Genomic DNA, 22,449 nt, shown 5'->3' with positions numbered 1-22,449 from the left:
ATTAAGTGTATCTTTATGATACAGTAATAATTTTATTTTTTTACACAATAAAAACTATATTATATGAAAATTCATTCATCTGTTTTGCAATCTATGGCAATAGCCTTGGCAATTACCAGCCTTAACAGTGCTTGCAGCAAAGACGAAACACTGAGCATACCTGATGGTGCTTTTAATGGAACGCAAAAAGTAGTTATTGATAAAGAACCTGTGTACGCTTCCGAAGCAAGGCCGGAGTATTCAAAGGAAAATAATCAAAACTATAATCCTCATTCTTGCCCTGCTTGCGGAATGGGTTGATGATGATTGATTATTTTATTTATGATGCCAAGCATACACGTCGGTTTATCGCTTAATTTAGACGGAAATTTGTTGTCTGCTGCTTTGCCTTTGCTGCAAAAAGGTGAAGTGGAAGCGTTTGAATGGTCTTTTGATGCTTTGTATCATCGTGCGGCTACACCATTGCCTGGGTGGTTCGAGGCTCTTTTGGATACTTTCAGTAAGGAACACCGCTTAATCGGACACGGTATTGTTTTTTCTTTGTTTAGCGGAAAATGGCTGCCCGAGCAAAACTTGTGGTTGCAACAATTGAGCCGTATTGCACGCCGCTATAATTTTGCGCACGTCACCGAGCACTTCGGATTTATGACGGGCGAGGATTTTCATAAAGGTGCTCCTTTGGGTGTGCCACTCACTGCCGCCACGTTGCGCCTCGGGCAAGATCGCCTCTGCCGCCTGCAAGATGCCTGCTCCTGTGCGGTGGGTTTGGAAAATTTGGCATTTGCCTACCATATTGACGAAGTGAAAAAACACGGCGATTTTCTTCAGCAACTCGTGCAGCCCGTAAACGGATTTATTATTTTGGATTTGCACAATGTGTATTGCCAAAGTGTAAATTTTAATATCCCCTTTGCCGAACTCCTGTCGCTTTATCCTTTGCATTTGGTGCGCGAAATTCATCTGTCAGGCGGCAGTTGGGCGCAGGTAGCCCACAAAACGGTTCGCCGCGATACGCACGATGCCGCCGTACCCGCCGCTGTGTGGGATTTGCTACAAACAGCTTTGCCGCTTTGCGAAAATGTGCAATGGGTGATATTGGAACAAATAGGCATAAGCCTGAATACAAGTGAGGCACAGCAGTTGTTTCAAAATGATTTTGTGCGAATGTCGCAGTGTGTAGCCCAATATTGCACCCTCCAAAATCCTGCTGCTTCGCCCGTAAAAAATTTTGCGCCGCCCCTCCTTTCCCAAATTCCTTCCGAGATTCCCGAAGATGACGACCTCTACCAACAACAAATGGAGCTGTCGCGTATTTTAGAAACTGCACCTGATGTAGAACAAGCCAGAGCCTTATTGGGCAATTCTGTATTGGCTCATTCGGCGTGGGCAGTAGAAAAATGGGATAATGCGATGCTCGCCACTGCTATGCAAATTGCCCAAAAATGGAAAGATGGCTTTGAGCGATTTTTTAAATAATTTCGCATTGTTATTACATCTTTAAATACTAAATAAATACAAATGAATTCCTTGGTAGATAAGTATCTTATTGATGGTTGTATGCGTTGCAAACTCGGAGCAACGCCAAAATGTAAGGTTAATGCTTGGCGGGCGGAATTAATGTTGCTGAGGCAGCTTGTATTAGAGAGTGGTTTGACTGAACAAATAAAATGGGGTGTTCCTTGCTATACTTTGCAAAATAAGAATATTCTCATCATAACTTCCTTCAAAGACTACGCCTGTATTAGTTTTTTTAAAGGACATTTATTGAAAGATTTTTATAAAATACTTATAAAACAAGGCGATAATACAACAGCAGGGCGCATCATTAAATACACAAATATTGGGCAAATAACAGAACATAGCGAAATCATAAAATCTTATATAGCCGAAGCAATATACATTGAAAAATCGGGGCAAAAATCGGAAATAAAAAACAATACTATGCCCGTTGTACCCGATGAACTTTTGGCAGAATTTGATGAATATCCTGAATTTAAGAAAGCGTTTTATGCCTTAACTGCCGGAAGGCAAAGAGGGTATATTATTTATTTTTTGCAGCCCAAACAAGCACAATCAAGATTCAACAGAATAGAAAAATATAGACAAAAAATATTGAATGGTGAGGGTTTAAATGACAAGTGAATCGGGGTTGTGAATTAACTAAATTTCCGTACTTTTGGGCTGCTGAAAATTGCTTTTTTGGAATATAAAAAAAGGCTGTTTCCGGCATACTTTTTTTGTATGGATTCATTGTCACAAATCGTATTGGGGGCAGCTTGCGGAGAAGCTGTTTTGGGAAAAAAAATCGGCAACCGCGCGATGCTGTGGGGCGCAATCGGCGGCACTATTCCTGATTTAGATGTGGTATTTTTGCCGTTTTTTGATTATATCCAACGTCTTTCTACACATAGAGGCTATTCGCACGCACTGTTGATATGTGTGTTGCTGGCTTTTCCGCTGGCGTATTTGGTATGGCGCAAACGTCGCTATCGCCACACTACCACACTTAATGATTGGCGAAAATTATTCGCACTGAGTTTGGTAACGCACCCTTTGCTGGATTGGTTTACTACCTATGGCACTTCTTTGTTTTTGCCTTTTAGCCGGCATCGCGCCGCCGTGAGCAGTATTTTTGTGGTAGATCCGCTTTATACTTTACCCTTTTTGATTTGTGTGCTGATTGCTGCATTTTTGCCAAAAATATCACCGCACCGCCGCTTTTGGAATTATCTCGGTATTGGTATCAGTTGTGCTTATTTGTTGTTTACGGTATTTAATAAATGGAGCGTGGAGCGATATTTCAAAGCCTCTTTGGTAGCACAAAACATCCAATATCAGCGCATTTTTTCCGCACCGATGCCTTTTGCCAATACGATGTGGTATAATGTAGCACAAACCGCCGACAATAATTTTTATTTCGGCTACTGCTCTATTTTTGATAATCGTGAGCAATTGATACCTCTGAAAAAAATAGAGCGCGACGAACACTTGTGGGGTGGGCTTGCCGATACGCACGCTGCTCAGGAATTGCGCTGGTTTAGCCGTGATTTTTATACCCTCAGCCGCAAAAACGATACTTTACATTTTCACGATTTGTGTTTCGGTACACTCACCGCCTGGCATTTTGACGAAGATACTAAATATTTTTTAGATGTAGAATTGCGCGAGCAACCCGACGGCACGTTACAAGTGTATGAGCATCAGCCTGATTTCGGAAGGGGCGATTTTAAAAAATTTATGCTTGAATATTGGCAACGTATGAAAGGTATTTGATTACCTGACCAAAGTGACATTGCCTTTTTCAAATTTTTCTACCATCACGCCTTCTTCCTGTGCTTTGAACGATACATACCAGAAATAAACACCGATGGCGGAAGCATCGCCGTTGAGTGTGCCGTCCCAGCCGTTGTTTTTGTCGGAAGTAGAAAACACCTGATTGCCCCAGCGATTGAAAATTTTAAATTCGTAATCTTCAACATCGCAGGCATAAATGGGTTTAAATTCGTCATTCACGTCGTCGTTGTTGGGGCTGAATGCACTGGGAATAAATAAAGTGCAGCAGCCGGTTTCGGTGACGGTGAGTGTGTCGGCGGCGGTACAGCCGGCGGCGGTAGTGGCTTGCACCCAATAGTCGCCGCCCTGAGTAGCCGTAAAATTGCTGCCACTGCTGCCGTTTTGCCACACAAAAGTAGCTCCTGATATAACAGGAGCCTGAATACTTGTTGATGAGTTTTGGCACATGGTACGGTCGTTGCCTAATGTAAACCCATCTAATGAAGTGTCAATAATTACTTGTGCTTCGTCTGTAATGGCGCATAATTTTTTAAATGAAATATCGTCAATGGCAAAGTCGTTGCCGTAGGTTTGTGTGTTTTGATTCACGATACAAATATCTGCGGAAGTGAGTGTACCCGAATTCCAGGTGGCATAAAATTGTTGCCAGTCGCAGGTGTTGATGGAGGCTTGGAAAGGTTGTTGGAGGTTGGTGCTGTTGATAGAAAATTGTAAAATGGCGGGGTTGTTGGTTTGTGTGGTGTCGCCGCCGTTTTTGGCAGAAAGCGACTGCACCCAAGTAGAAAAAGCATAATCTGTGTTGCTCTCTACATTTACTGTTTGGCACCATACTTTGGCGTTGGGTGTGGGCGAGCCGTTGATGCACATCATACCGCTGCTGCCGTTGCCGCTGCTGTGGTCAAAACAGTGCACCCAGCTGGGGTTGGCTTGTTCGCCGTGTACGCCTATTTTATAAGTGCCTTGTACAATTAAAAAAGAGTCGGCGGCGGCTATATTGTTATAATCGCTCGTAAATCCGGTAGCTCCATTGTTGAAATTGCCGTTGGTGATGAGTTCATTGCCCGAAACGCCTTCTACGGTGAGTGTGTAGGTGGTGGTTTGTGTAATATTTACGGTGGGGTGCAAGGTGTCAGGATTAGACAAACCCGCCAGTGGACTCCACGAAAACCCCAATATTTCGCCGTTGCTGTAGCTGCCGTTCAATTCGGCACTTTCTCCCAAACAAATAGTGGCATCATTGCCTGCATTTACTGTAAAACAATCTGATTGTGCCACACACCAATTCCCTGCCCAATAGCAGACTATCCACAGAAGAATTATTTTTTTCATACAGAAAAATAAATAGACAAAAATAAAAGAAAAATGTTTTTTCAAATAGTTAACACAAGAATTTGACCAAAATAACTCGGCGAGTTGTAAAATTAAATTTATTTCAGTGTTTTGTTATAAAACCCTTCTCTTTTTTTAAATTTTTTTATTTATAAAACGGCTTTCTATCTCTTGACCGGGTAACATAGGTACAAATGTAAATGTACCTTTTTCTTCTATTTGATATTTCCCTTCTTCCAATTTTGTGATTTTCAAACATGGTTTGCGTTTTGGAACTGTCGCCGTGTGGCACTACCATAATACCTCCTATTTTGAGTTGTTGTAATAGCTTTTCGGGCAACTCCGGTGCTGCTGCCGTTATTAATATTTTATCAAAAGGTGCTTGGCTTTGCCAGCCTTCGTAGCCATCGCCAAAGCGAGCGTTGATACGAAAAAAACCTAATTTTTTTGCCATAATTCTACCGCTTTTTTGTGCAAAGCTTGTATGCGCTCTATCGTAAATACCCGCGCCCCCAACACATGCAGCACACAAGCCTGATACCCTGAGCCTGTACCGATTTCCAAAATTTTGTCGTTGAGCTGTACATTTAACAGTTCTGTTTGGAACGCCACCGTAGAAGGCTGCGAAATCGTTTGCTCTTCGTCAATATGAAAAGCGCGGTCGGTGTAGGCATAGTGTGCAAAAGGCACTGTCCATAAAATAATGTCGGGGCACTGCATTGAGAGCTTGCAATACGCGTTCACTTACCATTCCTTTTTTACGAATTTCTTCTATCAAATGCAAACGCATACCTTGCGTGTGTGGTGTATCTACTGCGCCTAAGGATTTCATGTTTGGTTATAGGTGTTTTTATAAAGCAATGATGACTTTTTTTACTACTTTTGCGCTTAAAGTTGCACAAAATTAACTAATCCCTTATTTCAATATTTTTTTAAGGATAATTTTTTTCTTTTTTTAAATTATGATAAAAATAAAATTCGGCACCGACGGCTGGCGTGCCATTATTGCTGATGATTATACGGTAGAAAATGTGGCACGTGTAACCAAAGCAGTTGCCGACTGGTTGCATCGGCGTTTTGAAAATCCTGCCGTAGTGATTGGTCACGACTGCCGCTTCGGTGGTGCTTTGTTCAGCGATGTGGCTACTCGCGTATTTTGTGCCAATGGCGTAAAAGTGCATCGTGCCAAAAAATTCGCTTCTACCCCGATGGTATCTTTGGCTACTGTTCTGCTCAAAGCGCAGCAGGGTATCGTAATTACAGCGAGCCACAACCCGCCTTCTTACAACGGCTACAAGCTCAAAGATTATTACGGCGGACCTACCGCCCCCGACCTTATCAATGAAGTAGAAAATCTCATTCCCGATACGCCGGTAGCTGTGCCGCAGAGCGACCTCGCCACCCTCGAAGCCGAAGGATTGCTCCAATGGCACGATTTGGAGCAAATGTATTTTGATGAAGTGAGCAACAAATTTGATTTGGCTGCCATGCGCCGCTTGTCTATTGCTTATGATGCTATGTACGGAGCAGGACAAGATGTGTTGCCGCGCATTTTACCTTCCGCTACCCTTTTGCACTGCGATTTTAACCCTTCTTTCAAAGGGAGGGCTCCCGAACCTTTGCACAAAAATCTGCAAGAGTTGTCGCAACTGCTTAAAGAGGGCAACTACCACGCCGGACTTGCCAATGATGGTGATGCCGACCGCATTGGTATGTACGATGAGCGCGGTAATTTTGTAGATGCTCACCATATTATTTTATTGCTTATTCATTACATGGCAAAATATAAAAATATGAGCGGTAAAGTAGTAGCGGCTTTTTCTGTAACCGACCGCGTGAAAAAAATGTGTGCGCACTATAATTTGCCTTGCCAAATTACCAAAATCGGTTTTAAATACATCTGCGAAATTATGAATAAAGAAGATGTATTGGTGGGCGGCGAAGAAAGCGGCGGTATTGCCGTGAAAGGACATATTCCTGAGCGCGATGGTATTTGGATGGGATTGCTCTTGTTTGAATTGATGGCGGTAAGTGGTAAAAAATTGAGCGAACTGATCGCAGAAGTATATGATATTGTAGGTGCTTTTGTGTATGACCGCAACGACTTGCACATCAACGAAGCACTCAAACAAAAAGTGCTGCGAAATTGTCAGGAGGGTGTTTATCATCAGTTCGGAAAATATCAGGTGCGCCGCATTGAAAATATTGATGGCTACAAGTTTCATTTTGATAATGATGCGTGGATGATGATTCGTGCTTCGGGCACAGAGCCGGTGTTGCGGGTGTATGCCGAAGCCGCCGACATTGCCGCCGTAAATGATATTTTGAGCGATACCAAAGCCGTTTTGTTGGCGTAAGCTCGTTTTTTTTCTTTTATTCCATCGCATACAGCAGTAGCAAAGGGCAATATTTTTGCAGTGATTTATTCTGCTGCATATTGCTTGTTGTGCTGCTGTATGTGTTCTGAATAAAAAAACCTCTAAAAAAAGTATATAAAAGTGTCTGCTATCGTTGCCGCCCCTTATACCGTCAAACTTCAGCATTTTGAAGGACCCTTTGATTTGTTGCTCTATTTTATTGAGCGCGACGAACTCAATATTTACGATATTCCCATCGCCAAAATCACACAGGAATTTTTGGAGTATATTCATCAACTCAAAAGCCTCAACATAGAAGTAGCCAGTGAATTTATTTTGGTGGCGGCTACGCTGATGCGCATCAAAGCCAAAATGCTGCTGCCCCGCAAAGAAATCAACGAAGCCGGACAAGAAATTGACCCACGCGAAGAGTTGGTGAATAAATTGATTGAATATAAAAAATTTAAGCATATTCTGGAGGAACTGAAGCAGTTGGAAGTTTTGCGGGCTTTGCAGTTTTCGCGGGGCAATGCACAAGGCGAAGTGCTGTGGGCTTACGAAACTTTGGGGCGCGAAATGGAAATGGAAAATCTGAGCCTTTATAAATTAATGAAGGTGTTTCATAAAGTATTGGCGCGCTTTGAGCAAAGAACCCACGAAATAGTACATCAAGTTGTTAAGCTCCCTTATACGATTATTCAAGAGCGGCAGGCTATTTTGGAGTTTTTGAACGATGCCAATAACGATAGCGACTCCCTTACTTTTGAGTTTGTATTTGGTTGCTGCGATAATCGCATACACGCTATTTTTAGGTTTTTGGCTTTGTTAGAATTGATACAGGAGCAGTTGGTTGCTATTGTTATCGGAGAAGGATTTAATAATGCTTGGCTGAAAATTCAGGAAGAAGCTATTTTAGATGAAATTTGACAATAACAGCTTTTTTATAATACTCTACTATCTTAATCAACAACGATGATTCTCATTAGTGCCGGAATGCAAAAATCGGGGAGTGCTTATATGTATTTTTTGCTCAACGAAATGTTGTTGGAAGCAGGACACCCCCCCATAGAACAGATTAAACAACAACACCAACTCAATTTGGGCTGGTACAACCATATCCAAACGCCCAACAACAATAATATCGGCAAAATGTCGCTCAGAAAATTGTGGCATTTGTATAAAATTTCGGAAAAAACCGGCGATTTTGTAGTCAAAACCCACCACGCCCCTACTTGGGCTTTGCGTTTTTTGCTCCAATTCAAATTTGCCAAACTCATCTATACCTACCGCGACCCCCGCGATGTGTATGTTTCGGCACTCGACCACGGCAAAAAAATTGCCGCCGAAGGTAAAAATCATACTTTTTACCAGTTTTTAGACCAAAAAACCGCATTTCGCCAAATAGATAATTGGCTGAAAATATGGGAAGCATACCACCGCTTGGGCGATAAAGTGGTGATGGTGGCTTATGAAGATTTGCAGCAAGAGCCTTTGGCGGCTTTGCAGCGTGTCAATAAATATCTGGCTCTACACCTCAGCGATGCCGTGCTTACCAATATTTTGAAAAAATACGAAAAAGATAATTTAGCTCCCTCCACTTTGGGGGCTTTGCACTATAATAAAGCCCAAAGCGGACGCTACCAAACGGAAATGGAGCCGACAGTGTTGGCGGCTTTTCATCGGGAGTTTGGCAAACGCATCGCCGCTATGGGCTATGCGGTGTAGATTTTGTAATGATTTTAAGCGTGATTTCTTATTTCACTTCTTCGTAATCAACATATTCGCCTTGCTCGGCAACTGTGGTGTTTTTGCTACCTGAATGCTGCTGCTGCGAACCGTTTTTTTCTATACGAATATCGCCCACCGGACGCTCCGGCTCATAACCGCTTTGGCGGCGGTATTGTTCTTCGGCGGCTTTTTGCAGGCGCGAAATTGCTCCTTTGAACAGCAACTGCCCCAACAAACGAAAACCATAATATAACAAAAGTACCCAAAGTACGAATTTGATAATTGTTACCATATTATATATTTACAGATATTGATAAACGATAAAGCAGGCTAAAAAGTTTCGTGAAAATGCTCGCTGTGCTTATGTATCGTTGCGCTCCTGACATAGCTCTATCAATACGCCGTTGGTGTCTTTGGGGTGAATAAAGCAAATCAGTTTGTTGTCGGCTCCGGCTTTGGGCTGCTCGTTTAAGAGCCGAAAACCGCGCTGCCGAAGCGTATCCATCGCCGCCGCTATATCGGCTACTTCAAAGGCTAAGTGGTGTATGCCCTCGCCGCGTTTTTCGATAAACTTCGCAATCGGGCTGTCGGGGCGCGTGGCTTCCAGAAGTTCTATTTTGCAGTTGCCGCCTTCAAAAAAAGAAGTCGTTACTCCTTCGCTTGCTACGGCTTCGCTTTTGTAGGGGGCTTTGCCGATAAGGGCGGTAAATAGGGCGTTGGATTGTTCTAAATTGGCAACGGCAATACCGATGTGTTCCAGATTTTTAAATAAAAGCTCCATTTTTTTTATACTTTTCTAATCTGTTTTGCTTAAATATTGTTCAAAAGGCAGCCGCGAAGCAATAGAGCGTGCCAAAGTGAGTTCGTCCACATATTCTAATTCGCCGCCAAAAGCCACCCCCCGCGATAGTGTTGAAATTCTTAAATCGCCGCCCTCCAACTGCCGTGTGATGTAAAATATGGTGGTGTCGCCCTCCATCGTGGGGCTGAGTGCCATAATCAGTTCTTTTACGCTGCTGTCGGGTGCTTTGAGGCGTTCCAATAGCGAAAAAATATGCAGCTTTTCCGGTCCGATGCCGTCCATTGGCGAAATCAAACCGCCCAGTACATGGTAGCGTCCGCGATATTGCTGCGTGCTTTCTATGGCTATTACTTCGCGCAAAGACTCCACCACACACAGCAGGCTGTCGTCGCGGCGAGGGTCGGCGCAAATGCCACACACTTCGCCGTCCGAAACATTATGGCAATGCACACAAAAACGAATTTCGTGGCGCAACCGATGTATGGCTTCCGTAAAAAAATTCACCTCTTCGGTGGGTTGCTTGAGCAAATGCAATACCAAGCGCAAGGCTGTTTTTTTTCCGATACCCGGCAGCCGCGAAAACTCTTGTACGGCATTTTCTATCAATTTGGAAGGTATATTCATATCTATTGTTTCGGCGAGTAAAGATAAGCAATTGATAATAATATATACTGCAATCTATTTTTTTAGACAGACATAATGGCAGCTAAAAACTGTCATCATTGCAGATTTATTCTTTGTTTTGTCAAAATATTAGTATCAATATTATAGGCTTTTAAAAAAAATAAAACATTGCTATCTATTTCATTATCAATTATTTATGATGAAAAATAAATTCTTTTGCCTCTCCTGCAAACATAAGCCTTTTTTAAGCACAACTTTTGACTATACCTATATCATCTATTATACCGCACCGCAGTATATTGGTATTTTTTAACAAAAAAATATAGCAAAATCACCTACCTTTGTGAGTCAGAAACCAAAAAAATGGCGAAAGATAAACCAAGATTACTTGTTGCTTAAATGCTCTGTTGCCAAAGGAAATCTGAACTTAAAATTATATTGCTATTAAAATTTTTTATTTTTCCATCATATTATTAATTATAAATCTACAATGAGTTTTTTCGGAAAAATAATCACTTCTCTTTTTGGGGGTGATAAAAAGGAAAAAGATATAAAAGAACTTACACCTTATATAAAAAAAATAAATGAGGAGTATGACAAACTGCAACACATCAGCCATGATGAACTGCGCTTGAAAACCCTCTTTTTTAAAGAGCAGGTGCAAATCTATATCAGCAGCCTAAATCAGGAAATTGCCGCCGCCCGTCAGCGTGCCGCCTCGCCAGAGGTATCTCCCGAAGAAAAAGAGGTCATCTTTAAGCAGGTAGATGTACTCAATAAACAACGCAACGAAAAAATTGAAGAAGTGCTGATGCAGTTGCTGCCGCAGGCTTTTGCGGTAGTAAAACAAACCGCCCGCCGCTTTAAAGAAAACACTTCTTTGAGTGTGCGTGCTACCGACCTCGACCGCCAACTTGCTGCCATTCGCCCGCATATCATCATCGAAGGCGATACGGCGCATTACAAAAATGCGTGGATGGCGGCGGGTAATCTTATTACTTGGGATATGCTCCACTACGATGTGCAGCTTATTGGCGGTGTGGTGCTGCATCAAGGAAAAATTTCGGAAATGGCTACCGGCGAAGGTAAAACCCTCGTGGCTACTTTGCCCGCTTACCTCAATGCAATTGCCGGCGAAGGTGTTCATATCGTTACCGTTAATAATTATCTCTCCTTGCGCGACTCGGAATGGATGGGAGGGCTTTTTAACTTTTTGGGGCTTACCGTAGATTGTATCGACCGCCACCAACCCAATTCCGAAGCACGCCGCCGCGCTTATGCCGCCGACATCACCTACGGCACTAACAACGAATTTGGCTTTGATTATCTACGCGATAATATGTGCCGACAACCCGGCGAACTTGTGCAGAAAAAACACCACTATGCTATGGTGGACGAGGTGGACTCCGTATTGATTGACGATGCCCGAACACCCCTTATTATATCGGGTCCGGTGGAGCAGGGCGACCGCCACGAATTTGACCAGCTTAAACCCCGCATTGAAAAATTGGTGGAGGCTCAACGCCGTTTGGTAACACAGTGCCTCTCGGAAGCCAAACAACTCATTACCGAAGGAAAAACAGACGAGCAAAGCGGCGGACTGATGTTGTTCAGGGCTTATCGGGGCTTGCCTAAAAATGGTGCTCTTATCAAATTTTTGGGAGAGTCAGGTATGAAAGTACTTTTGCAAAAAACAGAAAACTACTTCTTGCAGGAGCAACAAAAGAAAATGCCCATTGCTGACCGTGAATTGTATTTTACCATTGATGAGCGCAACAACAGCGTGGACTTAACCGAAAAAGGAATTGAACTCATCACTTATTCCGGCGAAGACCCCACCTTCTTTATATTGCCCGATATGGGGTCGGAACTGGCGGATTTGGAACGCAATACTGAACTTTCTTCCGAAGAAAAAATCAATGCTAAAGACCAAATCGTAAACAACTATGCTATCAAGTCGGAGCGCATACACTCGGTGCAGCAATTGTTGAAGGCTTATGCCCTTTTTGAAAGAGATGTGGAATATGTGGTGATGGACGGCAAAGTGAAAATAGTAGATGAGCAAACGGGGCGTATTTTGGAAGGTCGCCGATATTCTGACGGCTTGCACCAAGCCATAGAAGCCAAAGAAAATGTGACCATAGAAGCAGCTACCCAAACTTATGCCACTATTTCTTTGCAGAATTATTTTCGTATGTATCACAAATTGGCAGGTATGACGGGTACTGCCGAAACCGAAGCGCAGGAATTTTGGGATATTTATAAGCTGGATTGTGTGGTGATTCCTACCAACCGAAAAATTTCCAGAAATGATAAAGATGATTTGGTGTATCGTACCAAAAAAGAAAAATACGCCGCCGTTATTGATGAAATCGTGCGCTTGCAAGATGCGGGTCGTCCGGTGCTGGTGGGTACTACTGCCGTAGATGTGTCGGAGCTTTTGAGCCGCATGCTCACCATGAAAAACATTAAACACAATGTACTCAATGCCAAACAACACGCTCGCGAAGCCGAAATTGTTGCAGAAGCCGGTATTGCCGGAACTGTTACCATTGCTACCAATATGGCAGGGCGCGGTACGGATATTAAATTGGGTGCAGGCGTGAAAGAAACAGGCGGATTGGCGATTATCGGCACAGAACGCCACGACAGCCGCCGCGTGGACAGACAGTTGCGCGGACGCGCCGGTCGTCAGGGCGATCCGGGTACTTCGCAGTTCTATGTGTCGTTAGATGATACCCTGATGCGCTTGTTTGGCTCGGAGCGTATTGCCAATGTAATGGATAAAATGGGCTACAAAGAAGGCGAAGTAATTCAACATTCTATGATTACCAAATCCATTGAGCGCGCGCAGAGAAAAGTGGAAGAAAATAACTTTGGCGTGCGCAAACGCTTGTTGGAGTATGATGACGTGATGAACTCACAACGTACCGTTATCTATACCCGCCGCCGCAATGCTTTGATGGGCGAGCGTTTGCAGGTGGATTTGTACAATATGTTTTATGAACTCGCCACCGATTTGGTAAATACCCATTTGCCCGCCGCCGATTTTGAAAACTTTAATATAGATGTGCTGCGATTCTTCTCGTTAGATACCGAAATTACCGAAAGCGAATTTAAAAGCACCCGCAAACCCGAAGTTTTGATTGATAAACTCTATCACGAAGCCTTGGCTCTTTATAAGCGCAAAAGCCAGCATATCGCACAAACGGTATTTCCGTTTATCCAAAATGTGTTTTCTACGCCCAATCATACTATTCAAAATTTAGTGTTTCCGTTTACCGACGGCAAACACGCTATGCAAATTACCACCACCCTCAAAGATGCTTTTGATACGCAGGGGGCGGCAGCTTGGGCGGCTTTGGAAAAATCAGCATCGCTCGCTTTTATTGATGAGGCTTGGAAAGAGCATCTGCGCCAGATGGACGAACTCAAACAGGCGGTGCAAATGGCAGTGCACGAACAAAAAGACCCGCTTCTGATTTATAAATTGGAGGCTTTTCAGTTGTTTAAACAAATGGTACAAGAAGTGAATCGTGAGGTGGCGGCGTTTTTGTTCCGTGCCGGACTGATGGTGCAGCAAGAAACCCCTGAAACCGTAGTAGCTACCGAAGTCACCAGCTCTTTGGAAGGTACTCGACCCCGCCAACTCAACGAAGGCTCTAATAATACACAATTGCGTACTTCGCGCAGTGAGGTGGGCGACGAAACCGCCGAAAGTGCCGATGCTTCGCAGCAGCAGCGGACACGTCCCTCTATGCCGCCGCCTGCTCCTGTGCGCGTAGGTCCTAAAATCGGACGCAACGACCCCTGCCCTTGCGGTAGCGGCAAAAAATACAAAAACTGCCACGGACAGCAGAGTGAACAATAAATAAAATTGGTTTTATATTCAGTTTTTTTCAATCGTCTCTTTTTTAGAAAAGAGGCGATTTTTTTTACCTCCAACACGCCCGTTCTGAGAACTAATACCAAATAAACATCTAAAAGGCACAGTTTGTAAAAAGTTTCCAACCTGTAATGGATTGAATGATAACGTTACTCATATCGTTGATAATATCAGTGACTTTGGCGGAGAGTTCTTCCAGATCTTTGCAAATAATGTTAGCAGTTTTGCCCTTGATGAATCGCCATATCATCTCTGCGGGGTTTAATTCGGGAGAGTAAGGAGGAATAAACAACAGATGAATATTTTTAGGAATTACCAATTGTCGGCTGTGGTGAAAAGCACCATTGTCAAGTAGAATTATCTTGAATTCTTCAGGCTTTTGTACGGAGAGTTTATCTATAAATATTTGAAAGCAGACCGTATTACAGTAAGGCATTTCTAAGGTAAGATTGTCTCCGTTGATGGGGGAATAGGCACCAAAGAGATAGAAGTTTTGGAAGCGATGTTGGTAAGCTACGATGGGTTTTACGCCCTTTGCGGTAAGGCATCGTCTTATATTGGGCAATAACCCGACCCTGCTTTCGTCAGCAACATAAATATTTATACACTGGCAGCCTGAAAGACGAAACTCCTTATTTTTAATGCCTTCTGCGTGTTTGATAAGTTTTTTTTAAAAGTATCAACCGCCGCTTCGTCCTTTTTGATATGGCTTTTTCTACCCACCTTGAGTTTTGTGCCAAAGTTTCGCTTCAGATACATCCTTACCGTATTGTATTGCTTTTCAATACCCAACTCCGACTTCAGCCACTGCTGTGCTTCTTTGTAGGTGCGCAACCCATTCTTGGGATCTTTTAGCTTTTGCGATATCCGCTCCTTGTCTGCTGTCTCGAGTTGGCTACGGAAATCACCACCTCTATTGTCCCTGAGCAATCCATCAAGTCCCTGCGATTGGTAAGTAGCTTTCCACCTGTTTATCGAACGCACAGAAGCCCCTGACTTGATGGCAAGAAGATGATTGTGGTGGATACCGCTTTGGATATTCATCAACATCTTTATTTTAGAAACGCCCTTCCTTTTGGCTTTTTATGTAGCTGTTTTAGGTAATCTGCTGACTCTTTTATGATAAGTTCTATGGGTAATGACATAATTACCATACCATAATAACTATGCCAAATAGTTGTTTTAATGGTATAAGCTAACCGAGTTCAAAACTTCCATTTGCCTGAACCTTTATTTTTAGGATGAAGGGATAGACAGGATTTTTGTTTTTCACAACGGCTCGGCTAAAAAGCGTTACTGTTCCGAAGGGCAGCTATGATTTTTTAACCATTGTTGGCAGTAGTTTTTTATTTATTTTCAGTCGTCTCATTAAATCTATAAGCGATTACTATTGAATCGCCTTTTGCGAATATGTCACCCGAAGAAACGGTTTTTTGTATAATTTTGTCATTACTGTAATCACTTCTTCGTCTGAAGTTGTAGTGATAATAACCGTTTATTTTGTCATTCAGTGCATCATTATATGTCCAAGTAGGTAGGTTCAATAAAGTATCCACAGTTTTTAGGCTATTTGTGGTTAATAACCCGAGATAGGTGTTTTGATAGTCAGAAAAAATCAGGTAATTTTCATTATCATAAGGAAAAAACATACTGAAAGTTAATCCAATGGTGTCAATTAAAACGGTTCCTTGGTTTTCAAGTTTTTTCCATATTTCATGTTCGGTTAGGTCAGGATACTTTTTGACTTTCCATTCTGTTCTTAGGCTATCTATATGAACATTTACTAACTCTTTAGGATATTTTAAACATTGAACTTTTCCGAATCCATCTATATGAGCCAAAGATTCTGTAATGTAATAGCCATCATCTCTTTTGTCTATCATTACGGGGCAAGTGCATTCAAGATAATAAATTGAGTCCTTTGATTCTCTTGCTTGAAACATCAAAGCACCGCCAAATTCTCCCTGACAATATCCATAAACTAAAAACTGGTCGTCAGAATAATACAGTTCACCAACTGCAATAGTGTCTTGTGAAAATAATAAGGTGTCAATTTTTTGGCTGGTTTGATTTGATAAATGAGTTTCCTGCCAATCCGCAAAACTGATTGAATCTTTAGGGCTGTCCAAATTGAAAACAGTTGTTTTGAAGTCAACGGAAGTTTCTGTCTTTTCCGTCTGACATCCAATTAATGCTATTGCTATTATGATTAAGATTTGTCTCATTTCAAATTACCGCCAACTTCCATTTGTCTGAACCTTTATTTTTAGGATTAGAGGATAGGTAGGTTTTTTTGTTGCCCACCACTTTGACAAAGTTCAAAAATTTGTCAAAGTTAAAAAAAAACTGAGTTAACCGAGTTCAGAAGTGAGTTAACCGAGTTCAGAAGTGAGTTAACCGAGTTCAGGAAGTGAGTTAACCGAGTTCAGAAGTGAGTTAACCGAGTTCAGAAGTGAGTTAACCGAGTTCAGAAGTGAGTTAACCGAGTTCAGAAGTGAGTTAACCGAGTTCAGAAGTGAGTTAACCGAGTTCAGAAGTGAGTTAACCGAGTTCAGAAGTGAGTTAACCGAGTTCAGAAGTGAGTTAACCGAGTTCAGAAGGAGTTAACCGAGTTCAGAAGTGAGTTAACCGAGTTCAGAAGTGAGTTAACGAGTTCAGAAGTGAGTTAACGAGTTCAGAAGTGAGTTAACCGAGTTCAGAAGTGAGTTAACCGAGTTCAGAAGTGAGTTAACCGAGTTCAGAAGTGAGTTAACCGAGTTCAGAAGTGAGTTAACCGAGTTCAGAAGTGAGTTAACCGAGTTCAGAAGTGAGTTAACCGAGTTCAGAAGTGAGTTAACCGAGTTCAGAAGTGAGTTAACCGAGTTCAGAAGTGAGTTAACCGAGTTCAGAAGTGAGTTAACCGAGTTCAGAAGTGAGTTAACCGAGTTCAGAAGTGAGTTAACCGAGTTCAGAAGTGAGTTAACCGAGTTCAGAAGTGAGTTAACCGAGTTCAGAAGTGAGTTAACCGAGTTCAGAAGTGAGTTAACCGAGTTCAGAAGTGAGTTAACCGAGTTCAGAAGTAAGCTAACCGAGTTCAGAAGTAAGCTAACCGAGTTCAGAAGTAAGCTAACCGAGTTCGGAGGTGAGTTAGCCGAGTTCTGAGGTGAGCTAACCGAGTTCTGAGGTGAGCTAACCGAGTTCTGAGGTGAGCTAACCGAGTTCTGAGGTGAGCTAACCGAGTTTAGAGGTGAGTTAGCCGAGTTCTGAGGTGAGCTAACCGAGTTCTGAGGTGAGCTAACCGAGTTTAGAGGTGAGTTAGCCGAGTTCTGAGGAGAGCTAACCGAGTTCTGAGGTGAGCTAACCGAGTTCTGAGGTGAGCTAACCGAGTTCTGAGGTGAGCTAACCGAGTTCAGAAGTGAGCTAACCGAGTTCTGAGGTGAGCTAACCGAGTTCAGAAGTGAGCTAACCGAGTTCTGAGGTAGGGGGGGGTACTTATATAGGTAGGGGGGGGTACCCCCATAGGTACCCCCCCCCACCCCTCGGCTACCCTCCAACAATAGTTGCAATAATAAAGAGTTATTAATATTTGCCTTATAAATAAGGGATTTTTATACTAAAATAATTTATTTACTGCACATATTCATTATACAGGCTAAGGTTCGTCTGCTTTTTATATGATAAATGATGAAACAGATGAGCATCAAAGATTTTTGATCGGAGAAAATCTGTTCAATCCATCAAATCCGTGTTCAAAAAACAAGGTTCAGTAATTATAATTAAGGTTTGCGCACCCAAAAAGCACACATCTTTTATCTAATTTTAGTATAATTCTTTCAGAGTTGCTCCGGTGGGCATTACATGGAGTTGCCACAATGCGCCCAATTTTAAAGGAAAATTATTGCTTTGATGCCCTGCTGCCATACCAAAAGCAACAGGAAATTGGTAGCTGCTGCAATGTTCGGCAATGATAGCTTCAGCAGATTTTCCGAAAGCTACACTATTGTCGTTCATATCCGTAAAACCACCCACTACCAATGCCGCCAATTGTGCCAGTTTTCTACTGCGTTGCAGGTTGCACATCATTCTGTCAATATGATAGAGGTATTCGTCAATATCTTCCAGAAACAAAATTTTGCCTTTCCAGCTTGCCTCCGAACTGCTGCCGAGCAAGCTGTACAAAACCGACAAATTGCCGCCTATCAGGGGGGCAGCAGATACCACACCGCCCCGTTGAAGCGGGTGCGGCGGCAGGTGATAGGTCATTTTTTCGCCGAAAAGTGTATTTTTCAAAGCATCGAGAGCCGCCATATCGGTGTTAGCAAGCGAAGTAGGCATAGTGGCGTGCAGCAAGGGTAGTCGGGAGCGGCGTGCGGCAATATGACCAAACAAAGCGGTGAGGTCGCTATAACCGATGAGCCATTTGGGGTGGCGGTAAAAGCGCGAAAAATCAACTTTATCCAAGATGCGCACGGTGCCGTAGCCACCTTTGGCAAACCATATCGCTTTGATGTTGTCGTCATCTAACATCATTTGCAGGTCGGCGGCGCGGAAGTCGTCATCACCGGCAAATTGATGCTGCCGTGCGCCGATGCTTCTGCCCACTTTGCATTTCAAACCCCACTGATGCAGTAGGGCAATGGCGGGCTGTAGCGAAACAGCATCAAAAGCACGAGCCGTGCTGATAAGTGCAACGGTATCGCCGACTTGTAGCGGAGCAATTTTTTGTGTCATATTTATTTTTGCGAAATATACGGCAAAAGTAAAGCGCAGTACGAAGGGTTTTTTTACGACAGGTTAATTTTTTTTGCGGCAGAAAAAAACAGCAATGGCAGAGCAGCATTTTTATTTTTTGGCATCTGCAAAAAAATTGCTATATTCGGCTTTATTTTATTTTATAAAAAACATAGCGTTCTTATGAAAGTTTATCACACCCCCAACATTAAAAACATTACGCTTTTGGGGCATTCGGGCAGTGGCAAAAGCACACTCGCCGAGTGTATGCTCTACGAAGCGGGATTACTAAATCGGCGCGGCACCACCGATGCCGGAACGCTCACTTCCGATTATCACGAATTAGAGCGCGAACGTGGCAGTTCTTTGTTCAGCACGCTTTTGCACACTGCTTGGAAAGACAGTAAAATCAATATTATTGATACGCCGGGTTTTGATGATTTTGTAGGAGAGGTGGTGTCGGCGTTGCGTGTGGCAGATACCGGCGTGATGGTGCTCAATGCTCAGAATGGAGTAGAAGTAGGAACAGAAATTATTTGGGAATATACCGAGCAATTTAAAACGCCGATGATATTGGTGGTGAACCAATTAGACCACGAAAAAGCCGACTATGACAAAACCGTAGAGCAAGCCAAAGACCGTTTTGGCAGAAATATAGCCATTGTTCAATATCCTCTCAATGCGGGTACGGGTTTTAATGCTATTATTGACGTACTCAAAATGACGCTGTATGAATTTGATGCCAATGGCGGCAAACCTATCAAAAAACCCATTCCTGCGTCCGAAGTCGAGCGCGCCGAAACACTCCATAAAGAATTGGTAGAAGCCATTGCCGAACACGACGACTCTTTGATGGAACTTTATTTTGAAAAAGGTGAGCTGACGGAAGAAGAAATGACACGCGGCTTAAAATTAGCCATGGTGCACCACGATATATTTCCTTTGTTTTGTTGTTCGGCAACCAAAGATATGGGCAGTGGGCGCATTATGGGATTTTTGAATGATGTAGCTCCGGCTGCTTCCGATGCGCCGCCCGTATTGCGCGAAAGCGGGAAAACCTTAGCCTGCGACCCCAAAGGATCGGCGGTATTGTTTGTGTATAAAACCATCTCCGAGCCGCATTTGGGCGATATGTCGTTTTTTAAAGTATATTCGGGAGTAGTACACAACGGCGACGAACTTGTCAATTCGCAGACGGGAGCGGTGGAACGCATCTCGCATTTGTTTTTGATGAACGGCAAAAACCGTGAAAACATCTCCGAACTCCACGCCGGCGACATCGGTGCTACGGTAAAGCTCAAAAACACACATACCAATAATACATTGCACCCCAAAGGTCAGCCTTTTCATATTACACAAATACAGTTTCCGGCACCGCGAGTGCGCACAGCCATCACTACGCCAAACAAGGCAGATATAGAAAAATTGGCAACGGCATTGCACGTTTTGCAAGAAGAAGACCCCACTTTGCATGTAGAACATTCGCAGGAGCTAAAACAAACCATCTTGCACGCACAGGGCGAACTCCACCTCAATGTGGCAAAATGGAAAATAGAACACAACTACAAAATACAAATCAATTTTGAGCCACCGCGTATTCCTTATCGCGAAACCATACAAAAAGAGGCACGCTCCATTTATCGCCACAAAAAACAAAGCGGCGGGGCAGGACAATTTGCGGAAGTGCACCTGCTCATAGAGCCTTACCACGAGCACATGCCGCCGCCTGCCGGTATTCAGGTACGCCATACCGACGAACACCTCATGCCCTGGGGTGGCAAGTTGGTATTTAATAATTGTGTCGTAGGCGGTGCTATTGATACGCGCTTTATGAGTGCCATTACCAAAGGTATTATTGAAAAAATGGAAAATGGTCCCATCACGGGCAGTTATGTGCGCGATATTCGGGTAAGTGTGTATGACGGCAAAATGCACTCGGTGGACTCCAACGATATGGCTTTTAAAATTGCAGGTATGATGGCATTCAAAGAGGCATTTCAAGATGCGCAACCACAGGTGTTAGAGCCGATTTATCATGTGGAAGTATTAGTGGACAGCGAAGCTATGGGAGACGTAATGAGCGACCTGCAAACACGGCGCGGCATCATTGAAGGTATGGAAGCAGAAGGACACTATCAAAAAATCATTGCCCGCATACCCTTAGCCGAAATGCACGATTATTCAGCCACCTTGCGCTCTATTACACAAGGCAAAGCCAAATACAAAATGCAATTTGACAACTATGCCCCTGTGCCTTTCAATATCCAGCAAGAATTGGCAGATCAACACAAAAAAGATACTCAGCACCAAGAAGATCATTAGCAGAGCCATTTTTTTGTATCTGATTTTTGATATTTTATATTTTTTGATATTACCGACACCTCATAAGTGTCGGTAATATTTTTTTACAAAAAAATGACAAAATCCACTATCCACTTTTTGAAAAGATGCTTTACCTTTAGTCAAGTTCAATGCAGCGAAATAGCATCGTTATCCCACAGCAAAACAACAACTGCGCCTTGGCTGTTAGCGGTGAAAAAAAAGAGTACCAACCGCAAAGTCGCAGAGCCGCAAACTCATTTTTCTTTATGAAAAGAACAAAACAATTTACGCGCCTGGCTATTTTTTATTTAAAACTTTTATTATGAAACACCACCATTTCCCCTCGTAGCCCGCGCCCAAAGCACCGCCGAGTTTGCGCCCATTGGCGCGAAGTGGAGTCTATTAATTGTATCTAATGAAGAAGGAAAAGATGAATATCATCATTCGCCAATAACCATATTGGGAGATACATTAATTGATGGTAATATATGTAAAAAAATGAGTGATATGGAAAATACACTCACCGGAATATTACACCAAAAAAATGATACTGTAAAATTTGTTGATAATGGAGTATTTTTTCCACTTTATATATTCAATGCTAATGAGGGCGATAACTGGGATTATTCTTTTATATCTTACGACTATGTTACTCAACAACAAGTGTTAGTTGGAAAAATTACTGTAACGGTAGATTCCATAACAATAGTACCTATAAATGGGAAAAATATAAGACGGCAGTATGTAAGCAGCGAATGGATATATCGCAATGTAGAATGGTTGGGAACAGAAGAAAACCCCTTTTATGATACCTATTTTTGGAAGTGGATTGATTTTCCAAGTGGTGCATATCCTTCATTCACCCCCTTACTCATACCCCGTTTTGCCGATAATCCCGTATTTCGCTATGTGCATTGCTACGAAGATGCGGAATATAATATTCAGTATGAAGCCTTTACAAACGAAGGACAATGGAGCTACTCTCCTGACATTGATTGTGATGCTACTTCTGTGGGTTTGGAAGAAGAAACTTATCTCACTCCTTTTTATAATGGCAATATACTTCTTTTTGAAGATTTGCCGACTACTGATATTGAAGCCTGTATCTATACTTTAGACGGCAAACTAATTCATAAAACAACACCCGATACTCCAAATAATCAATTGTATATAGATACTTCTTATTTACATTCAGGCATTTATTTGATAGTTGTTCGTCAGACCAAAAACGGAAAAATACTTTATAAACACATCATCTTAAAATGATATATTATCTAAAACAACTCCGCGCCTTAGTACCTTAGCGGTGAAAAAAAAGCTACCAAAACTGCAAAGTCGCAGAGCCGCAAAGAGAAAGAAGAAAAAAACAACTCCGCGCCTTAGTACCTTAGCGGTGA

The 22,449-nt window shown here is 42.7% G+C and carries 18 protein-coding genes and 2 pseudogenes; 11 read left to right on the top strand and 9 right to left on the bottom strand.

Translation table 11 applies throughout. The features are described 5' to 3' along the window. Positions 1 to 63: 63 nt before the first annotated feature. From IPL35_10125 to IPL35_10110, 4 genes are all read left to right on the top strand, one after another. Complete coding sequence (locus tag IPL35_10125) at positions 64 to 300, top strand: hypothetical protein (GenBank protein ID MBK8443733.1); 237 nt, start codon at positions 64 to 66, stop codon at positions 298 to 300. Between the two features lie 24 nt (positions 301 to 324). Beyond that, positions 325 to 1,476 (top strand): DUF692 family protein, encoded by a 1,152-nt coding sequence (locus tag IPL35_10120; protein MBK8443732.1) that lies wholly within the window; start codon positions 325 to 327, stop codon positions 1,474 to 1,476. Positions 1,477 to 1,518: 42 nt separating this feature from the next. Continuing rightward, on the top strand, positions 1,519 to 2,142 hold the full coding sequence (locus IPL35_10115; GenBank protein ID MBK8443731.1) for a YdeI/OmpD-associated family protein: 624 nt from the start codon (positions 1,519 to 1,521) through the stop codon (positions 2,140 to 2,142). A 99-nt stretch (positions 2,143 to 2,241) separates the two neighbouring features. Further along, positions 2,242 to 3,273 (top strand): metal-dependent hydrolase, encoded by a 1,032-nt coding sequence (locus IPL35_10110; GenBank protein ID MBK8443730.1) that lies wholly within the window; start codon positions 2,242 to 2,244, stop codon positions 3,271 to 3,273. Here the strand turns inward: IPL35_10110 and IPL35_10105 are convergent, their stop codons facing one another. Together IPL35_10105 and IPL35_10100 are read right to left on the bottom strand one after the other, a co-directional pair. Continuing rightward, entirely contained in the window at positions 3,274 to 4,623 is a 1,350-nt protein-coding gene (locus tag IPL35_10105) for a gliding motility-associated C-terminal domain-containing protein (GenBank protein ID MBK8443729.1), read from the bottom strand. A gap of 135 nt (positions 4,624 to 4,758) precedes the next feature. Further along, positions 4,759 to 5,455: pseudogene (locus tag IPL35_10100) on the bottom strand (protein-L-isoaspartate(D-aspartate) O-methyltransferase). 130 nt (positions 5,456 to 5,585) lie between these two features. Here IPL35_10100 and IPL35_10095 point away from each other — a divergent pair. The 3 genes from IPL35_10095 to IPL35_10085 all read left to right on the top strand — a co-directional run bounded on the left by IPL35_10095 (position 5,586) and on the right by IPL35_10085 (position 8,705). Next, positions 5,586 to 6,980: a phosphoglucomutase/phosphomannomutase family protein gene (locus IPL35_10095; GenBank protein ID MBK8443728.1), complete on the top strand. Its 1,395-nt coding sequence runs from the start codon at positions 5,586 to 5,588 to the stop codon at positions 6,978 to 6,980. A 150-nt stretch (positions 6,981 to 7,130) separates the two neighbouring features. Further along, on the top strand, positions 7,131 to 7,907 hold the full coding sequence (locus IPL35_10090) for a segregation/condensation protein A (GenBank protein MBK8443727.1): 777 nt from the start codon (positions 7,131 to 7,133) through the stop codon (positions 7,905 to 7,907). A gap of 45 nt (positions 7,908 to 7,952) precedes the next feature. Further along, positions 7,953 to 8,705: a sulfotransferase domain-containing protein gene (locus IPL35_10085; protein MBK8443726.1), complete on the top strand. Its 753-nt coding sequence runs from the start codon at positions 7,953 to 7,955 to the stop codon at positions 8,703 to 8,705. Positions 8,706 to 8,733: 28 nt separating this feature from the next. Here the strand turns inward: IPL35_10085 and IPL35_10080 are convergent, their stop codons facing one another. From IPL35_10080 to recR, 3 genes are all read right to left on the bottom strand, one after another. Next, the gene (locus IPL35_10080) at positions 8,734 to 9,000 is read right to left on the bottom strand and encodes a hypothetical protein (protein ID MBK8443725.1); all 267 of its coding nucleotides are present in this window, start codon (positions 8,998 to 9,000) and stop codon (positions 8,734 to 8,736) included. A gap of 69 nt (positions 9,001 to 9,069) precedes the next feature. Further along, on the bottom strand, positions 9,070 to 9,489 hold the full coding sequence (gene mce / locus IPL35_10075) for a methylmalonyl-CoA epimerase (GenBank protein ID MBK8443724.1): 420 nt from the start codon (positions 9,487 to 9,489) through the stop codon (positions 9,070 to 9,072). A gap of 15 nt (positions 9,490 to 9,504) precedes the next feature. Then, positions 9,505 to 10,134, bottom strand: coding sequence for a recombination protein RecR (gene recR / locus IPL35_10070; GenBank protein ID MBK8443723.1), 630 nt, complete (start codon positions 10,132 to 10,134; stop codon positions 9,505 to 9,507). A gap of 490 nt (positions 10,135 to 10,624) precedes the next feature. On the opposite strand from recR, the gene secA reads away from it, so the two are divergent. Beyond that, on the top strand, positions 10,625 to 14,005 hold the full coding sequence (gene secA, locus IPL35_10065; GenBank protein MBK8443722.1) for a preprotein translocase subunit SecA: 3,381 nt from the start codon (positions 10,625 to 10,627) through the stop codon (positions 14,003 to 14,005). A gap of 109 nt (positions 14,006 to 14,114) precedes the next feature. On the opposite strand, the gene IPL35_10060 is transcribed toward secA, so the two are convergent. The 3 genes from IPL35_10060 to IPL35_10050 all read right to left on the bottom strand — a co-directional run bounded on the left by IPL35_10060 (position 14,115) and on the right by IPL35_10050 (position 16,245). Next, positions 14,115 to 14,585: an IS630 family transposase gene (locus tag IPL35_10060; GenBank protein MBK8443721.1), complete on the bottom strand. Its 471-nt coding sequence runs from the start codon at positions 14,583 to 14,585 to the stop codon at positions 14,115 to 14,117. Between the two features lie 35 nt (positions 14,586 to 14,620). Continuing rightward, entirely contained in the window at positions 14,621 to 15,070 is a 450-nt protein-coding gene (locus IPL35_10055; GenBank protein ID MBK8443720.1) for a winged helix-turn-helix domain-containing protein, read from the bottom strand. A gap of 296 nt (positions 15,071 to 15,366) precedes the next feature. Then, positions 15,367 to 16,245, bottom strand: coding sequence for a hypothetical protein (locus tag IPL35_10050; protein ID MBK8443719.1), 879 nt, complete (start codon positions 16,243 to 16,245; stop codon positions 15,367 to 15,369). A gap of 457 nt (positions 16,246 to 16,702) precedes the next feature. Here IPL35_10050 and IPL35_10045 point away from each other — a divergent pair. Beyond that, positions 16,703 to 17,161, top strand: a pseudogene (locus IPL35_10045) (hypothetical protein). 657 nt (positions 17,162 to 17,818) lie between these two features. Here the strand turns inward: IPL35_10045 and IPL35_10040 are convergent. Continuing rightward, positions 17,819 to 18,730 carry an LD-carboxypeptidase gene (locus IPL35_10040; GenBank protein MBK8443718.1) on the bottom strand — a complete coding sequence of 304 codons (912 nt, stop codon included), beginning with the start codon at positions 18,728 to 18,730 and terminating at the stop codon, positions 17,819 to 17,821. A 183-nt stretch (positions 18,731 to 18,913) separates the two neighbouring features. On the opposite strand from IPL35_10040, the gene IPL35_10035 reads away from it, so the two are divergent. Together IPL35_10035 and IPL35_10030 are read left to right on the top strand one after the other, a co-directional pair. Beyond that, positions 18,914 to 21,052, top strand: coding sequence for an elongation factor G (locus IPL35_10035; GenBank protein ID MBK8443717.1), 2,139 nt, complete (start codon positions 18,914 to 18,916; stop codon positions 21,050 to 21,052). A gap of 498 nt (positions 21,053 to 21,550) precedes the next feature. After that, positions 21,551 to 22,318: a T9SS type A sorting domain-containing protein gene (locus IPL35_10030; GenBank protein MBK8443716.1), complete on the top strand. Its 768-nt coding sequence runs from the start codon at positions 21,551 to 21,553 to the stop codon at positions 22,316 to 22,318. The last annotated feature ends 131 nt before the right edge of the window (positions 22,319 to 22,449 follow it).

This window comes from Sphingobacteriales bacterium (assembly GCA_016711285.1).
Taxonomy (GTDB): domain Bacteria; phylum Bacteroidota; class Bacteroidia; order Chitinophagales; family UBA2359; genus JADJTG01.
The sequence above is the reverse complement of the archived record's forward strand: the minus strand, read 5'-3'. Positions and strand labels throughout refer to the sequence as shown.

Coding starts and splice junctions, on each gene's coding strand:
- IPL35_10125 (MBK8443733.1), top strand. CDS start 64: ATGAAAATTCATTCATCTGTTTTGCAATCTATGGCAATAGCCTTGGCA.
- IPL35_10120 (MBK8443732.1), top strand. CDS start 325: ATGCCAAGCATACACGTCGGTTTATCGCTTAATTTAGACGGAAATTTG.
- IPL35_10115 (MBK8443731.1), top strand. CDS start 1,519: ATGAATTCCTTGGTAGATAAGTATCTTATTGATGGTTGTATGCGTTGC.
- IPL35_10110 (MBK8443730.1), top strand. CDS start 2,242: ATGGATTCATTGTCACAAATCGTATTGGGGGCAGCTTGCGGAGAAGCT.
- IPL35_10105 (MBK8443729.1), bottom strand. CDS start 4,623: ATGAAAAAAATAATTCTTCTGTGGATAGTCTGCTATTGGGCAGGGAAT.
- IPL35_10095 (MBK8443728.1), top strand. CDS start 5,586: ATGATAAAAATAAAATTCGGCACCGACGGCTGGCGTGCCATTATTGCT.
- IPL35_10085 (MBK8443726.1), top strand. CDS start 7,953: ATGATTCTCATTAGTGCCGGAATGCAAAAATCGGGGAGTGCTTATATG.
- IPL35_10080 (MBK8443725.1), bottom strand. CDS start 9,000: ATGGTAACAATTATCAAATTCGTACTTTGGGTACTTTTGTTATATTAT.
- mce (MBK8443724.1), bottom strand. CDS start 9,489: ATGGAGCTTTTATTTAAAAATCTGGAACACATCGGTATTGCCGTTGCC.
- recR (MBK8443723.1), bottom strand. CDS start 10,134: ATGAATATACCTTCCAAATTGATAGAAAATGCCGTACAAGAGTTTTCG.
- secA (MBK8443722.1), top strand. CDS start 10,625: ATGAGTTTTTTCGGAAAAATAATCACTTCTCTTTTTGGGGGTGATAAA.
- IPL35_10055 (MBK8443720.1), bottom strand. CDS start 15,070: ATGTTGATGAATATCCAAAGCGGTATCCACCACAATCATCTTCTTGCC.
- IPL35_10050 (MBK8443719.1), bottom strand. CDS start 16,245: ATGAGACAAATCTTAATCATAATAGCAATAGCATTAATTGGATGTCAG.
- IPL35_10040 (MBK8443718.1), bottom strand. CDS start 18,730: ATGACACAAAAAATTGCTCCGCTACAAGTCGGCGATACCGTTGCACTT.
- IPL35_10035 (MBK8443717.1), top strand. CDS start 18,914: ATGAAAGTTTATCACACCCCCAACATTAAAAACATTACGCTTTTGGGG.
- IPL35_10030 (MBK8443716.1), top strand. CDS start 21,551: ATGAGTGATATGGAAAATACACTCACCGGAATATTACACCAAAAAAAT.